General features: G+C 71.3%; 17 protein-coding genes. 14 read left to right on the top strand and 3 right to left on the bottom strand.

The window, feature by feature from the left end:
• The first annotated feature begins 84 nt into the window (after positions 1-84).
• The 12 genes from secY to truA all read left to right on the top strand — a co-directional run bounded on the left by secY (position 85) and on the right by truA (position 9,461).
• Positions 85-1,413, top strand: a complete 1,329-nt coding sequence (gene secY, locus FJK98_RS28805) for a preprotein translocase subunit SecY (RefSeq protein ID WP_145921749.1) — start codon at positions 85-87, stop codon at positions 1,411-1,413.
• On the top strand, positions 1,414-2,067 hold the full coding sequence (locus tag FJK98_RS28800) for an adenylate kinase (RefSeq protein ID WP_088646992.1): 654 nt from the start codon (positions 1,414-1,416) through the stop codon (positions 2,065-2,067).
• 95 nt (positions 2,068-2,162) lie between these two features.
• Positions 2,163-3,014 carry a type I methionyl aminopeptidase gene (gene map / locus FJK98_RS28795; RefSeq protein ID WP_145921748.1) on the top strand — a complete coding sequence of 284 codons (852 nt, stop codon included), beginning with the start codon at positions 2,163-2,165 and terminating at the stop codon, positions 3,012-3,014.
• 781 nt (positions 3,015-3,795) lie between these two features.
• On the top strand, positions 3,796-4,398 hold the full coding sequence (locus tag FJK98_RS28790; protein WP_145921747.1) for a DUF1707 domain-containing protein: 603 nt from the start codon (positions 3,796-3,798) through the stop codon (positions 4,396-4,398).
• 250 nt (positions 4,399-4,648) lie between these two features.
• Positions 4,649-4,870: a translation initiation factor IF-1 gene (gene infA, locus FJK98_RS28785; RefSeq protein ID WP_007073013.1), complete on the top strand. Its 222-nt coding sequence runs from the start codon at positions 4,649-4,651 to the stop codon at positions 4,868-4,870.
• Positions 4,871-4,963: 93 nt separating this feature from the next.
• Positions 4,964-5,077: a 50S ribosomal protein L36 gene (gene rpmJ / locus FJK98_RS28780; RefSeq protein WP_012184307.1), complete on the top strand. Its 114-nt coding sequence runs from the start codon at positions 4,964-4,966 to the stop codon at positions 5,075-5,077.
• A gap of 263 nt (positions 5,078-5,340) precedes the next feature.
• Positions 5,341-5,721, top strand: a complete 381-nt coding sequence (gene rpsM / locus FJK98_RS28775) for a 30S ribosomal protein S13 (protein WP_088646990.1) — start codon at positions 5,341-5,343, stop codon at positions 5,719-5,721.
• Between the two features lie 69 nt (positions 5,722-5,790).
• The gene (gene rpsK, locus FJK98_RS28770; RefSeq protein ID WP_030329919.1) at positions 5,791-6,198 is read left to right on the top strand and encodes a 30S ribosomal protein S11; all 408 of its coding nucleotides are present in this window, start codon (positions 5,791-5,793) and stop codon (positions 6,196-6,198) included.
• Between the two features lie 14 nt (positions 6,199-6,212).
• Positions 6,213-6,839 carry a 30S ribosomal protein S4 gene (rpsD, locus tag FJK98_RS28765; protein WP_067301470.1) on the top strand — a complete coding sequence of 209 codons (627 nt, stop codon included), beginning with the start codon at positions 6,213-6,215 and terminating at the stop codon, positions 6,837-6,839.
• Between the two features lie 96 nt (positions 6,840-6,935).
• The gene (locus tag FJK98_RS28760; protein ID WP_007073009.1) at positions 6,936-7,958 is read left to right on the top strand and encodes a DNA-directed RNA polymerase subunit alpha; all 1,023 of its coding nucleotides are present in this window, start codon (positions 6,936-6,938) and stop codon (positions 7,956-7,958) included.
• Positions 7,959-7,992: 34 nt separating this feature from the next.
• Positions 7,993-8,556, top strand: a complete 564-nt coding sequence (gene rplQ / locus FJK98_RS28755) for a 50S ribosomal protein L17 (protein WP_145921746.1) — start codon at positions 7,993-7,995, stop codon at positions 8,554-8,556.
• Positions 8,557-8,630: 74 nt separating this feature from the next.
• Positions 8,631-9,461 carry a tRNA pseudouridine(38-40) synthase TruA gene (gene truA / locus FJK98_RS28750; RefSeq protein ID WP_145921745.1) on the top strand — a complete coding sequence of 277 codons (831 nt, stop codon included), beginning with the start codon at positions 8,631-8,633 and terminating at the stop codon, positions 9,459-9,461.
• Here truA and FJK98_RS28745 read toward each other — a convergent pair.
• Positions 9,458-10,288, bottom strand: a complete 831-nt coding sequence (locus FJK98_RS28745; protein ID WP_240762406.1) for a TrmH family RNA methyltransferase — start codon at positions 10,286-10,288, stop codon at positions 9,458-9,460. The genes truA and FJK98_RS28745 overlap by 4 nt on opposite strands.
• Positions 10,289-10,296: 8 nt before the next feature.
• Complete coding sequence (locus FJK98_RS28740) at positions 10,297-11,106, bottom strand: phytanoyl-CoA dioxygenase family protein (protein WP_145921743.1); 810 nt, start codon at positions 11,104-11,106, stop codon at positions 10,297-10,299.
• Positions 11,107-11,260: 154 nt separating this feature from the next.
• Here FJK98_RS28740 and FJK98_RS28735 point away from each other — a divergent pair, with 154 nt between their 5' ends.
• On the top strand, positions 11,261-11,755 hold the full coding sequence (locus tag FJK98_RS28735) for a GyrI-like domain-containing protein (RefSeq protein ID WP_145921742.1): 495 nt from the start codon (positions 11,261-11,263) through the stop codon (positions 11,753-11,755).
• A gap of 84 nt (positions 11,756-11,839) precedes the next feature.
• Here FJK98_RS28735 and FJK98_RS28730 read toward each other — a convergent pair whose 3' ends face one another.
• Complete coding sequence (locus tag FJK98_RS28730; protein WP_205789263.1) at positions 11,840-12,943, bottom strand: hypothetical protein; 1,104 nt, start codon at positions 12,941-12,943, stop codon at positions 11,840-11,842.
• 156 nt (positions 12,944-13,099) lie between these two features.
• On the opposite strand from FJK98_RS28730, the gene FJK98_RS28725 reads away from it, so the two are divergent.
• Positions 13,100-13,705: a class I SAM-dependent methyltransferase gene (locus FJK98_RS28725; RefSeq protein WP_145921741.1), complete on the top strand. Its 606-nt coding sequence runs from the start codon at positions 13,100-13,102 to the stop codon at positions 13,703-13,705.
• Positions 13,706-13,728: the final 23 nt, after the last annotated feature.

Here is a 13,728-nt window from a genome sequence, read left to right as displayed (position 1 = left end):
AGCCATGGATATCGGGCACTCGCCCGGCACCCACCCCACCCGCCAGGGACCACCACCGGGCGGCCCGCGCGCAGGAGGAAGAAGTTGCTGTCCGCCTTTCTCAGTGCGTTCCGTACGCCTGACCTGCGCAAGAAGCTGCTGTTCACAGTAGGCATCATCGCGGTCTACCGGCTCGGCGCCACTCTGCCCAGCCCCGGCGTCTCGTACGGCAACGTGCAGAAGTGTCTCGACAGTCTGCAGGGCCAGAACACGGGCGTGCTCAACCTGCTCGACCTGTTCTCCGGCGGCGCGCTGTTGCAGCTCTCGGTCTTCGCGCTGGGCATCATGCCCTACATCACCGCGTCGATCATCCTGCAACTGCTGACGGTGGTCATCCCCCGGCTGGAGCAGCTCCGCAAGGAGGGCCAGGCCGGCCAGGCGAAGATCACCCAGTACACCCGCTACCTGACCCTCGGCCTGGGCATCCTCCAGTCGTCGGCGTTCGTGGCGCTGGCCCGTTCCGGCCAGCTGTTCCAGAACCGCTGCGACCAGTTCCCGATCGTGCCCGAGGGCACCGGCATCCCGGACTGGCTGACCCTCGGCATCCTGGTCATGACGATGACCGCCGGCACCGGCATGGTGATGTGGCTCGGTGAGCTGATCACCGACCGGGGCGTCGGCAACGGCATGTCCGTCCTGATCTTCACCTCGATCGCGGCCCGGCTCCCCAGCGAAGGCTGGAAGATCAAGACCAACGAGGGCTGGGGCAAGTTCGCCCTCGTGCTCGCCCTGGTCCTGGTGGTCATCACCGCGGTCTGCTTCATCGAGCAGGCGCAGCGCCGCATCCCGGTGCAGTACGCCAAGCGGATGATCGGCCGGCGGATGTACGGCGGCACCTCCACCTACATCCCGCTGAAGGTGAACCAGGCCGGTGTCATCCCGGTCATCTTCGCCTCGTCGCTGCTCTACCTGCCGCAGCTGGCGCTCCAGTTCTTCGACCAGAACGACCCGGGCAAGACCCAAGCCTGGATCCAGAACAACATCGTGCAGGCCGACGCGCCGCTGCACATCGTGATCTACTTCCTGTTGATCATCTTCTTCACGTACTTCTACGTGTCGATCACGTTCAACCCGACCGAGGTCGCGGACAACATGAAGAAGTACGGCGGCTTCGTGCCGGGCATCCGCCCCGGCAAGCCGACCGCCGACTACCTCGACTTCATCCTCAGCCGGATCACCCTGCCGGGCGCGCTCTACCTGGGTATCGTGGCGGTCCTGCCGAACTTCTTCTTCATCTGGCTGAACAGCCAGCAGTTCCAGAACTTCCCGTTCGGCGGCACCGCTGTGCTCATCATGGTCGGCGTCGGTCTGGAGACCGTGAAGCAGATCGAGAGCCAACTCATGCAGCGGAACTACGAAGGGTTCCTGCGGTAGATGCGACTCGTTCTGGTTGGCCCGCCGGGCGCGGGCAAGGGCACACAGGCGGAGTTCATCGCCGCACACCTCTCGGTGCCGAAGATCTCGACCGGTGACATCTTCCGGGCCAACGTCTCCCAGGGGACGCCCCTGGGAGTCGAGGCGAAGCGGTACATGGACGCGGGCAAGCTGGTCCCGGACGAGGTGACCATCAACATGGTCCGGGACCGGCTCGCCGAGCCGGACGCCTCCGAGGGCTTCCTGCTCGACGGCTTCCCGCGCACCACCCCGCAGGCCGCCGCGCTGGACAAGCTCCTCGCCGACCTGGGCACCGCGCTGGATCTGGTGCTGGAACTGGTCGTCGACGACGACGAGGTGATCCGGCGGCTCTCCGGCCGGCGTACCTGCCGGGGCTGCGGCAAGATCTGGCACGTCGAGTTCGACGCCCCCAGCCGGGAGGGTGTCTGCGACCGGTGCGGCGCCGAGCTGTTCCAGCGCGACGACGACAAGCCGGAGACCATCGCGGCCCGGCTCCGCGAATACGCCGACAAGACCGCGCCGCTTGTCGACTACTACGGCGCGCAGAACAAGCTGGTCGGGATCGACGCCACCGGCCCGGTGGAGGACGTCACCGTCCGCGCGATCGACGCGCTGCGCTCGTACGGCGGCTGACCTCCCGCCGGGGCCCGGCGGATAGAGTGCGAACAGCGGGGTACGCGACGTGCCCCGCTGTTTCGCTGTGCAAAGCAACGAAAGGTGACCGCTCCATGCGCCGTGCCCAGCTGGACATCCAGCTGAAGACCCCTGACCAGATCCAGAAGATGCGGGCCGCCGGCCTGGTGGTCGCCGAGGCCCTGCGCCGGATGAGCGCGGCGGTCGCCCCCGGGGTGAGTACGGCCGACCTCGACGCCATCGCCGAGGCGACCATCCGCGAGGCGGGCGCGATCCCGTCCTTCAAGGGCTACCACGGCTTCCCCGCCTCGATCTGCTCGTCGGTCAACGAGCAGGTGGTGCACGCGATCCCCGCCGCCGACCAGGTGCTCAGGGAGGGCGACCTGATCTCGATCGACTGCGGCGCGGTGCTGGACGGCTGGCACGGCGACGCGGCGGTCACCGTCGGGGTGGGCGAGGTCGACCCGGCGCTGCTGAAGATGGCCTCGGTCGCCGAGGACGCCATGTGGGCCGGGATCGCCGCCGCCGCGCGGGGGGCCGCGAACGGCCGTGGCCGGCTCACCGACATCTCGCACGCCGTCGAGACCGCCGTCCGTCGGGGTGGCCGGTACGGCATCGTCGACGGCTACGGCGGCCACGGCATCGGCACCGAGATGCACCAGGACCCGCACGTGCTCAACCACGGCCGGCCCGGCAAGGGGCCACGCCTGGTGCCGGGCATGGCGCTGGCGATCGAGCCGATGATCACGATGGGTTCCCCGCGTACCGTCGAGTTGTCCGACGGGTGGACCGTGGTCACCCGGGACCGGTCGATGGCGGTGCACGTCGAGCACTCGATGGCGCTGCTGGAGGACGGGGTCTGGGTGCTGACCGCGTTCGACGGCGGGCGGGCGCGGCTCGGCGATCTGGTGACCGCCCGGCAGCCGGCCGACTCCCCGGCCACCTGACCCGTCACCTCGGCCACCCGCACGCGGGATGGTTCTCGGGCTGGCGGTGTCCGGGTGGTGTGGTGTCGAGGCGTGCCGGTCTCGGTGGTTCACGCCGCCGTGGCCCGTTGCCGGCGGGCCGTGCCAGTTGACCACCCCGGGTCCTTTCGAGCTGATGACGTTGACGACTCAACCGTCGGCCGGGGGAGGAAACCGGCAACCTAGCTATCGGTCCGCACCGGCAATCAGCATTCTGGCTCTCGGCCGGGGGCGGGAACCGGGGTCCCGGGTGTCGGTCGAGGGAGAGAACCGGCTCCCGGGTGTCGGCCGGGGGCCCGTGGTCGGGCAGGAAGGGAACCGGCATCCCGGTGGTCGGGGAGGCGACGTCGATCTCGGCCGCCGGCCGGGGAGCGGACGTGCTCCCGACCGTCGGCGGAGGGGAGGCGTCGGCGGAGTACGGGCGTGAAGCCCACCCGGGGGACGGAAGAGGGACGTGAATCGCTGATGTCATCAGGTCGAAAGGACCCGGGGACGGATGCGGTGGGGGAGAGGCGGTCACCGGTGAGAGGAGACGGGCCTCGTGGGAAAGGGTCGGGGCGGCCCGTTGACCCCCTGAGGGCCGTTACCGGGAGGAACCGCCCGCTAGCCGCCGGCCGGGCTGGTCGGGGCCGGTGCGCCAGCCGGGTCAGCGTCGGCCAGCGGTGGCGGTGGCGGTGTGACCCCCGGTCCGGCAGTCGCCCTGTGGCCCGGTGGGCGGTTACGGGTTCGGCGGCGGTGGACCCGTGGTGTCATGCTTGCCGGCATGGAGGGGCGCGTCGGCATGGAGGGTCGGGACCGGATGCGGGCGGCGGACGCCGACCGGGAGGCGACGGCGGAACGGCTCCGGGTCGCCCTGGAAGAGGGTCGGCTCGACCTGCACGAGTACGACGAGCGCCTGCAACAGACGTACGGGGCGAAGACGTATGCGGAGCTGGACACGGTACTGGCTGATCTGCCGGGGCCGGCGTCTGCGGAGCGCTCCGCGCTGACCCCGCTCGGCCCACAGGCCCCGCCGGTGCCCGGACCCGGGGCGTCGGTGCCCGACCGGGAGGTGCCGCCGGGGCCGCCGGTGACCGGGGACACCGTGGTCGGGAAGCCGGTGCCCGCGGGTGCCGGCTCCGGCCGGTGGCCGGTCGAGGTGTGGGTGCCCTGGCTGCGGGTGGCGGCCCTGCTCACCGCGATCTGGGCGATCTCCTCGGTCGGCAGCCGGGAACTGCTGTTCTACTGGCCGGTCTGGGCGCTCGGCCCATGGGGTGTCCTGCTGCTCCTCCGCACTGCGGGCGGGATGGCCGGTGCCGCTCCCGCGCGGGACCGCCGGCGGACGGCCCGCGACATCCGGCGGCGGAAGCGCCGGCACTACCGCTGACAGCTGGGTGTTGCGCGGGTGGTGCCCGGTTTTGTCCGGGTGGGTGACACCACCGGTGGCCGGTTTGGCGACCACCAGTGGGCGGGCGTACACTTTCAGATCGGCGCACAGCGTCCACTCCGGCATGCCCACCACGCGCTTCGGTGGGAGCCCGGAGCCGCGGCTGGCGCGGGTCCCCGACGACCGTCGGAAGGCCCGTGTAAGACGTTGTGGGTCGTCCGGAAAAACCGACGTCAGGACAGCGGAGTACATGCCGAAAAAAGACGGAGCCATCGAGATCGAGGGTCGGGTCATCGAGCCTCTGCCGAACGCCATGTTCCGGGTGGAACTCGCGAACGGCCACAAGGTGCTGGCTCACATCAGCGGCAAGATGCGGCAGCACTACATCCGCATCCTGCCGGAGGACCGGGTCGTCGTCGAACTCTCGCCGTACGACCTGACCCGCGGGCGCATCGTCTACCGCTACAAGTAAAGCCTGACGGCGGCCGGGAAGTCCCCGTGTCCGTCTTCGACGTCCGGAGTCGTGGTCACCGCGTCGCCGGGCCGGATGGGAAGTAAGGCAACCGTGAAGGTCAAGCCGAGCGTCAAGAGGATCTGCAACAAGTGCCGGGTTATCCGCCGGCACGGCCGGGTCATGGTGATCTGCACCGACCCGCGCCACAAGCAGCGCCAGGGCTGATCCGAGCCCGCTCTCCGTGTGACGGAGGGCGGCGGACCAATCCGGGTCGCGCAGATCCGACGACAACACGTCACCAGCTCGTCCCAGCCGCGGAACGTACGCACGCGTACCTTCTCGTGGCCAACCCCCGGTCGGAGGCCGGGGCCCGCTCGGGCAGCGGCCGTCCGGTCGCCGGCGCACGACGCGCCGGAGCCGGAACAGGTCGGTAGCGGGGTGGGACGGGTCCACACCTCCGCCACACATCACGAGGAGTACGCCCGCACATGGCACGTCTAGTCGGCGTGGATCTCCCCCGCGAGAAGCGGATGGAGATCGCGCTCACCTACATCTTCGGGGTCGGTCGCACCCGCGCCCAGGAGACGCTCGCCGCTACCGGCATCTCGCCGGACAAGCGCGCTCGGGACCTCACGGACGAGGAGCTCGTTCAGCTCCGCGACCACATCGAGGCGAACTACAAGGTTGAAGGCGACCTGCGCCGCGAGGTCGCCGCCGACATCCGCCGCAAGGTCGAGATCGGCTGCTACGCCGGCATCCGGCACCGCCGGGGCCTGCCCGTGCGCGGCCAGCGGACCCGCACCAACGCGCGGACCCGTAAGGGCCCGAAGCGGACCGTGGCCGGCAAGAAGAAGCCCGGCAAGAAGTAATTCCCACGCCGGCGCCCAGGCCAAGAGCCAGCAGCCGATCGAGAACCCATACAGGAGCGCAGAAGACTTATGCCACCGAAGGCTCGTGCCGGAGCCGCAGTCAAGAAGGTCCGGCGCAAGGAACGCAAGAACGTCGCCCACGGGCAGGCGCACATCAAGAGCACGTTCAACAACACCATCGTGTCCATCACGGACCCGACCGGTGCGGTCATCTCCTGGGCCTCCGCCGGCCAGGTGGGCTTCAAGGGCTCCCGCAAGTCGACCCCGTTCGCCGCGCAGCTGGCCGCCGAGGCCGCCGCGCGCCGGGCGATGGAGCACGGCATGCGCAAGGTCGACGTGTTCGTCAAGGGTCCCGGCTCCGGCCGGGAGACCGCCATCCGTTCGCTGCAGGCCGTCGGGCTGGAGGTCGGCCAGATCGCCGACGTCACCCCGCAGCCGCACAACGGGTGCCGTCCGCCGAAGCGTCGCCGGGTCTGAGAGGTTAGAGAGAGATGGCTCGTTACACCGGTGCTGACTGCCGCCGTTGCCGGCGGGAGAAGATGAAGCTGTTCCTCAAGGGCAGCAAGTGCGATGGCCCGAAGTGCCCGTTCGAGTCCCGGCCGTTCCCGCCCGGGCAGCACGGCCGTGGCCGCACGAAGGAGACGGAGTACCTGCTCCAGCTCCGCGAGAAGCAGAAGGCCCGCCGCGTGTACGGCGTGCTGGAGAAGCAGTTCCGCGGGTACTACGAGGAGGCCGTGGCCAAGCAGGCCAAGACCGGTGAGGTCCTCCTGCAGATCCTGGAGTCGCGGCTCGACAACGTGGTCTACCGGGCCGGGTACGCGCACTCCCGGGACATGGCTCGCCAGCTTGTCAAGCACGGTCACTTCACCGTGAACGGCAAGAAGGTCGACATCCCGTCGTACCGCGTCAAGGAGCACGACATCATCGAGGTCCGGGGCAAGAGCAAGGAGCTCACCCCGTTCATCGTGGCGCAGGCCCAAGCCGGCTCGAAGACCGTCCCGGCGTGGCTGGAGGCGATCCCGAGCCAGATGAAGGTCCTGGTGCACTCGCTCCCGGCCCGCCAGGTGATCGACACCCAGGTCCAGGAGCAGCTGATCGTCGAGCTCTACTCCAAGTAAGGGCTCGTTGCGGTGGCCCGTCCTGCGGGGCGGGCCACCGGAACAGTTTGTGTCGTGGGCGTCATATAGCGGGCGTCCCGGAAGAGAAGAGAAGAAATGCTCATCAGCCAGCGACCGTCTCTCTCCGAAGAGTCGATCAACGAGACCCGCTCCCGGTTCACCATCGAGCCGCTGGAGCCCGGCTTCGGCTACACCCTGGGCAACTCGCTGCGGCGTACGCTGCTGTCGTCCATCCCGGGTGCCGCGGTCACCTCGATCAAGATCGACGGTGTGCTGCACGAGTTCACCACGATCCCCGGGGTCAAGGAGGACGTGGTCGAGCTCGTCATGAACATCAAGGAGCTCTGCGTCAGCTCCGAGCACGACGAGCCGGTCAGCATGTACCTGCGTAAGCAGGGGCCGGGCGACGTGACCGCCGGTGACATCCAGCCCCCGGCCGGTGTCTCGGTGCACAACCCCGACCTCAAGCTCGCCACCCTCAACGGCAAGGGCCGGCTCGACATGGAGCTGACCGTCGAGCGGGGTCGCGGCTACGTGACGGCGGCGCAGAACAAGCAGGCCGGCGCCGAGATCGGCCGGATCCCGGTCGACTCGATCTACTCGCCGGTGCTGAAGGTGACGTACCGCGTCGAGGCGACCCGTGTCGAGCAGCGGACCGACTTCGACCGGCTGATCATCGACGTCGAGACCAAGCCGTCGATGGGCCCGCGTACCGCGCTGGCCTCCGCCGGTTCGACGCTGGTCGAGCTGTTCGGGCTGGCCCGGGAGCTGGACGAGACCGCCGAGGGCATCGACATCGGGCCGTCCCCGCAGGACGCCCAGCTGGCGGCCGACCTCGCCCTGCCGATCGAGGAACTGGACCTCACCGTCCGCTCTTACAACTGCCTCAAGCGCGAGGGCATCAACTCCGTTGGTGAGCTGATCGGGCGTACCGAGGCCGACCTCCTCGACATCCGCAACTTCGGTCAGAAGTCGATCGACGAGGTCAAGATGAAGCTCGCCGGGATGGGTCTGGGGCTGAAGGACTCGGCCCCGAACTTCGACCCGGCACACGTCGTGGACGCCTTCGGCGAGGCCGACTACGACACCGACGACTATCGCGAGACCGAGCAGCTCTAGTCCGCGCTGCCGCCACACCTGAGGAGCACCAAGCATGCCCACGCCCACCAAGGGCCCCCGCCTCGGCGGCAGCCCCGCGCACGAGCGGCTGATGCTGGCCAACCTGGCCACCGCGCTGTTCCAGCACGGCAAGATCCAGACCACCGAGACGAAGGCCCGGCGGCTGCGTCCGCTGGCCGAGCAGCTCATCACCAAGGCCAAGCGCGGCGACCTCGCCTCGCGGCGGCGGGTGCTGGGCGTCGTCAAGGACAAGGACGTGGTCTACTCCCTGTTCGACCAGATCGCGCCCCGGTACGCCAACCGCAACGGTGGCTACACCCGGATCGTGAAGACCGGCCCGCGCAAGGGCGACGCCGCTCCGATGGCGATCATCGAGCTGGTGGAGGAGCTTCAGGTCGCCGAGCCGAAGGCGAACAAGAAGACCGCCGCCCGCAAGAGCGCCCAGCAGGACAAGGTCGAGGCCCTGGCCCCGGCCGAGGAGACCCCGGCGGCCCCGGCCGACCAGGACTCCGAGGCGCCGGTCTCGGCGTCCGGTGACACCGCCGCCGCCCGCGAGGACAGCGACGAGGCCACCGAGGCCACCGAGAACAAGGCCTGAGCAACGGCAGCACCGTCGGGCCCGGCATCCCTTCCTGGGGTGCCGGGCCCGACGTCGTGAACGGGAGGTACGAGGTGGACGAGCGGACCCGGCTACGGCTGGACGTCGCGTACGACGGCACCGACTTCTCCGGCTGGGCCGCCCAGCCGACCCGGCGCACCGTGGCCGGGGTGCTGGTCGAGGCGCTGGACCTGGTGCTCGGGGCGGGCACCGTGACCGGCCTGACGGTGGCCGGTCGGACCGACGCCGGGGTGCACGCCACCGGGCAGGTCTGCCACCTCGACCTGCCCGCCGCCGTCTGGGCGGAGCACCGGGAGCGGCTGCTGCGCCGGTTGGCCCGACTGCTCCCCGGTGACGTCCGGGTACGGGCGATGACCGAGGTGCCCGCCGACTTCGACGCCCGCTTCTCGGCGACCTTCCGCCGCTACGAGTACCGGGTGACCGACGCCCCGTGGGGTGCCGAGCCGCTGCGGCGGCGCGACACCCTCGCCTGGCCCCGGACGTTGGACCCGGCCGCCCTGAACGTCGCGGCGGCCGGCCTGGTCGGGGAACACGACTTCGCCGCGTACTGCCGGCGCAAGGAGAACGCCACGACGGTGCGCGAGGTGACCCGGCTGGACTGGCGACGGGACCCCGACGGCATCCTGGTCGCCACCGTGCAGGCCGACGCGTTCTGCCAGGCGATGGTGCGCAGCCTGGTGGGGGCGATGCTGACCGCCGGGGACGGTCGACGTCCGGTCGGCTGGCCGGCCGGGCTGCTCGTCCGCCGGGAACGGTCCAGCGAGGTGACGGTCGCGCCGGCGCACGGGTTGACCCTGGTGGCCGTCGGCTATCCGGACGACCCGGCCGACTACGCCGACCGTGCCGACCGGACCCGCCGGTTGCGGCTCCCGGTGGAGTCCTAGCCGGTCGGCCCGTGCTGTCGGCGGGCGGCGGCGCCGCGCTGGCGGGCCGACTCGTAGAGCACGACGGTCGCGGCGGCCGCCGCGTTCAGGGAGCTGGCGGCCCCGGACATCGGGACCCGGACGAGCTGGTCGCAGGCGTCCCGCCAGCCGACGCTGAGACCGGTGGTCTCGTTGCCGATCAGGGTCAGCGTGGGTTGCGTGAAGTCGTACCCGGTGACATCCAGGACGGCGTGCTCGTCGGCACCCGCGATGCCGATGCGGACACCGCCGGCGCGCAGGTCGGCGACCCAGGACAGCACCGTCTGGTGGGCGGGCACCCGGACCACGGGCAGCGCGAACAGTGAACCGGTGCTCGCCCGCACCGCCTTCGGGTCGTACACGTCGGCGGCATGGCCGGTGACGATGACGCCGGACGCGCCGAAGGCGTCCGCGGACCGGATGAGTGTCCCGATGTTGCCGGGGCTGGTGGGCCTGTCGAACACGACGGTGAGCATGGTCGGTCCGGCCGGGATGCGGCACAGGTCGTCCGCCGGCAGGGCGACCACGGCCAGCAGCTCCGGCACCGTGTCCGCCTTGCCGCCCAGCTCGTGCATCAGTTCGGGGGAGACGGCGTACCTCTCGGCCCGGACGGTGTCCAGGGTGTCGCGGGCCCAGCCGGACAACCGGACGTCGGCGTCGTACAGCAACTCCCGGACGTGCCAGCCGTGTTCGACGGCCATGGCGATCGGGCGTACGCCCTGCACGAGGAACTCGCCGCGACGCTGCCGCTTGGTCCGGTTGCGGAGCAGCGCCTCCCACTGCTGGAATCGCGCGTTGCGGCCACTCACCCGCCCCCTCACCGGTGTTCCCGCCTCCCCGGTACCTCCGGATCGGGGGTGTCGTGCCCGAGCCCCCGGCGGATCGCGATCTCCACGGGCGAGTACGCGCCGTCGGGCCGTTCCAGCTCGTACGGTGCCGCCGGCATCAGCGGCGGCTGGGCCATGAAGCGCGGCCGCGTACCGTGGTGCGGCTGCGCCGCGTGCACCAGGAACGGATGGCAGAGGAAGACGTCGCCCGGGGACCCGGTGGCCAGGGCGACCGGCCGGTGGTCCGACGCCGCCACCAGTTCGGGCGCGAGGTCGAGCCCGCTCGCCCCGTCCTCCCCGTACCGCTGGAGCACCTTCGGTACGTCGAGGTGGGAGCCGACCCTGATCCGGGTCGGCGCGTCCTCGTCACCGACCTCGCTGAACAGGAACAGCATCAGCAGGGCCCGACCCCGGGAGCGGACGTTCGTGAAGTACCAGTCCGCGCCCTCCGGCAGGTAGCTGCCCTCGATGTGCCAGCCCGCGTCGTCCGGCTCGTCCCGGTGCGGGAACCGCAACGGGAAGGTGCCCAGCGAGTAGCGCGGCTCCCAGCGTCCCGCGCCGACGAGCAGGTCGTACGCGTGATGGAGGTACGGGGAGTTGGGCGCGGCGGCGAACGGCCCCTGCGCCATGCCGGGCACCCAGTGCACGGGCTGCGTCCAGGTGGCCGGGTCGTCTGGGTCGCAGCCCGTCTCCCGCCACAGCAGCCGTGCGCAAAGCGCGGCCACACGCGGCGCGACGGCGCCCGCCACCTTCACGAAGCCGTCGTGGAGGAACCGGGATACCAGTGTCGTGTCGTCCATGCGCCCATCGTGGGGCGGCACCGGGCCCGGTCGCCCGACACTTTCCGCTCCACTTCTGTCGGGTGTGCCGCCTGCGCGCCGGCCCACGATACGAAAGGCCGGGTCATCCGGTAGCACGGCTCAGGTTCCGCCCACCGCCGAAGGGAACGAAGGCATGGAAACCCGCATCGTCGGCCGTCCCGCATTCCGGCTCGTGGGGCACGCCGCCCGGGTTCCCTTGATCCACCGGGGCGTCAACCCGTACATCCAGCGGCACGTCGCGGCGCTGCCGGCGGGGGAGCACCTGCGCCTGAAGGCGCTCGGCGATGCCGAGCCGGGTGGCCTGCTCGCGGTCTGCGACGACCTCGACGCGGACTACGACGAGGGGAGCGAGCTGACGTACCTGCACGGGGTCGCCGTGTCCCGCAGCACGCCGGTCCCGGCCGACCTGGACGTCATCGAGGTCCCGGCGGGCCGTTGGGTGGTCATCCGGGTGGCGGGGCCGCATCCGCAGATCCTGCAGAGGACCTGGGCCACTGCCGCAACGGGGTGGTTTCCGTTCAACCCGTGGCGGCTGCGGCCGGGCCCGGAGATCGTCGCGGTGCCCGGCCCGACGGACGACCTCGGCAGTCCGACCCGCGAACTCTGGTTGCCCGTCGAACCGGCGTAGCGACCGGGCCCGCCGCCGGCCAGTCCCGGGCCGGCTCCTCAGACGCAGGCCCGGCCGCTCCGGCCGGGCCTGCGTCGCCGGCGGTCAGTCGCCGGGCAGTTCGTCGGTGTCCGGGTCGTCGCCGCGCGGGGAGGCGGTGGGCGTCCGGCGGGTCCCGGCGGACGGGGTGGCCGAGGCGCCGGTGGCCTTCGCGGTGGGCTGGTCCACGCTGACGCCGGCCGCGCGGCGGTCCAGCACCCCCTTGTCGAGGTGCAGCTCGATCAGGTCGTAGATGATCTCGCGGACGGTACGGTCACCGGCCGGGACGGCACCGGCGTCGTCCCGGGTGACCAGGCAGTAGGCGACGTAGTGGCCGCGTACCTGCCAGGCGACGCGGGCGGCGGCGGTGGCGACCGACTCGGTGTCGTCCCCGGCGGGCATGCCCCGGAACCGGCCGCGCCGGTCGTCGAGCAGCGGCCTGATCCGCTCCCGGACGCGTTGCGCGGTGGCCAGGTCGGTCAGGTTGAACAGACCGGCGGTGAGCAGGTGGTCGCCGTCGGGGGAGCGCAGGGTGGCCCGGACCACCTGGCTGCACCCGAGGGTGACCAGCAGGTCGGCGATCTCACCGGTGGCGGCCACGGCGCAGTTCGCGCCGGACTGGGTCTTGAGCACCTGGTATTCGTGCCGGTCGACGCCGACGACCAGGGTCTTGCCGGGGAAGACCTCCTTGGCGGTCAACGGCTGCCGGTCGGAGTCCCGGGAGTCCAGGGGGCCGGTAGCGGTCTGGTCGGCCGGGGCGGTGCTCGCCGACGCCGTCGGCGCGGCCCCGGTCTGCCCCGGATCGTCGGTGGCGGAGCGGTCGATGAGCAGCAGGGCCCCGCCGATGCCGCAGAGGCCGAGCAGCATCAGCACCGCCGCCCCGCCGACGGCGATCTGCCAGAGCCGGCCGCCCCGGGCGTCGGCGGAGCGGCGGGACCGGGAGCGCTCCGGCGTGGACGTCGGGGCGGGCACCTGGACGGCGGAGCGGATCGGGACGGGATCGGCCTCCGGCGGCGTCGGCCGGCTGGTCCGGGGCAGGGAGGGGGCCGGGAAGCGGGACGGGGAGGGCCCGGCCGGTGCGGTCGGGCCGGGTTGGAACAGCGGCAGGTCCGCCCCGGGCCGCAGGTTCTCCTCAAACGCGTCCTCAGCGGACTCGTACCGATATACCATGTCGCCCAGAGTAGGGTCCATTGCCCCTTTAGGGGATAATATCGGGAAATACCGCGCGTGGCGCGTCGGGTCCACCGGACCGTCCACCCCGGCGGCCCGCCGGGCACACCGACCGCCGACGACGGGACCGGTACGGGCCGGTGGAACAATGCCCCGGTGACCGGCGACCACTACTTCACCCCGGAGCCCAGCGCCCCGGCCCACCCCCGCGAGGTCGAGTTCCACGTCGCCGGGCGCGACTACACGCTCGCCTCCGCCAGCGGGGTCTTCTCCGCCGCCCGGCTCGACCCCGGCACCGCCGTACTGCTGCGCAAGGCCGAGCTGCCGACCGCCGGCACCGGCGGTCACCTGCTCGACATCGGCTCCGGATTCGGGCCGATCAGCTGCGTGCTGGCCGACCTCGCACCGACCGCCACCGTGTGGGCGGTCGACGTCAACGCGCGGGCCCGCGAGCTGACCGCCACGAACGCCGCCCGCGTCGACGCCGCCGACCGGGTCCACGCGGTCGCCCCGGACGAGGTGCCGGTCGAGGTCACCTTCACCCAGATCTGGTCCAACCCGCCGATCCACATCGGCAAACCCGAACTGCACGGGCTGCTGCGCCGCTGGCTGCCCCGGCTCGCCCCGGACGGCGTCGGCTGGCTGGTGGTGGCCCGGCACCTCGGCGGCGACTCGCTGCACCGCTGGCTGGGCGACGAGGGCTTCGCGGTGACCCGGCAGGCCAGCCAGAAGGGCTACCGGGTGCTGCGGGTCACCCGGTAATCGAGTGTCGCCCGGCCCCACGC

This window comes from Micromonospora sp. HM134 (assembly GCF_007833915.1).
Taxonomy (GTDB): domain Bacteria; phylum Actinomycetota; class Actinomycetes; order Mycobacteriales; family Micromonosporaceae; genus Micromonospora; species Micromonospora wenchangensis.
The sequence above is the reverse complement of the archived record's forward strand: the minus strand, read 5'-3'. Positions and strand labels throughout refer to the sequence as shown.

What these genes read in the sequence shown, in the direction of transcription:
- FJK98_RS28800 (WP_088646992.1), top strand. Translation starts at nt 1,414, where the DNA reads ATGCGACTCGTTCTGGTTGGCCCGCCGGGCGCGGGCAAGGGCACACAG.
- map (WP_145921748.1), top strand. Translation starts at nt 2,163, where the DNA reads ATGCGCCGTGCCCAGCTGGACATCCAGCTGAAGACCCCTGACCAGATC.
- FJK98_RS28790 (WP_145921747.1), top strand. Translation starts at nt 3,796, where the DNA reads ATGGAGGGGCGCGTCGGCATGGAGGGTCGGGACCGGATGCGGGCGGCG.
- infA (WP_007073013.1), top strand. Translation starts at nt 4,649, where the DNA reads ATGCCGAAAAAAGACGGAGCCATCGAGATCGAGGGTCGGGTCATCGAG.
- rpsM (WP_088646990.1), top strand. Translation starts at nt 5,341, where the DNA reads ATGGCACGTCTAGTCGGCGTGGATCTCCCCCGCGAGAAGCGGATGGAG.
- rpsK (WP_030329919.1), top strand. Translation starts at nt 5,791, where the DNA reads ATGCCACCGAAGGCTCGTGCCGGAGCCGCAGTCAAGAAGGTCCGGCGC.
- rpsD (WP_067301470.1), top strand. Translation starts at nt 6,213, where the DNA reads ATGGCTCGTTACACCGGTGCTGACTGCCGCCGTTGCCGGCGGGAGAAG.
- FJK98_RS28760 (WP_007073009.1), top strand. Translation starts at nt 6,936, where the DNA reads ATGCTCATCAGCCAGCGACCGTCTCTCTCCGAAGAGTCGATCAACGAG.
- rplQ (WP_145921746.1), top strand. Translation starts at nt 7,993, where the DNA reads ATGCCCACGCCCACCAAGGGCCCCCGCCTCGGCGGCAGCCCCGCGCAC.
- FJK98_RS28740 (WP_145921743.1), bottom strand. Translation starts at nt 11,106, where the DNA reads ATGGACGACACGACACTGGTATCCCGGTTCCTCCACGACGGCTTCGTG.
- FJK98_RS28735 (WP_145921742.1), top strand. Translation starts at nt 11,261, where the DNA reads ATGGAAACCCGCATCGTCGGCCGTCCCGCATTCCGGCTCGTGGGGCAC.
- FJK98_RS28730 (WP_205789263.1), bottom strand. Translation starts at nt 12,943, where the DNA reads ATGGTATATCGGTACGAGTCCGCTGAGGACGCGTTTGAGGAGAACCTG.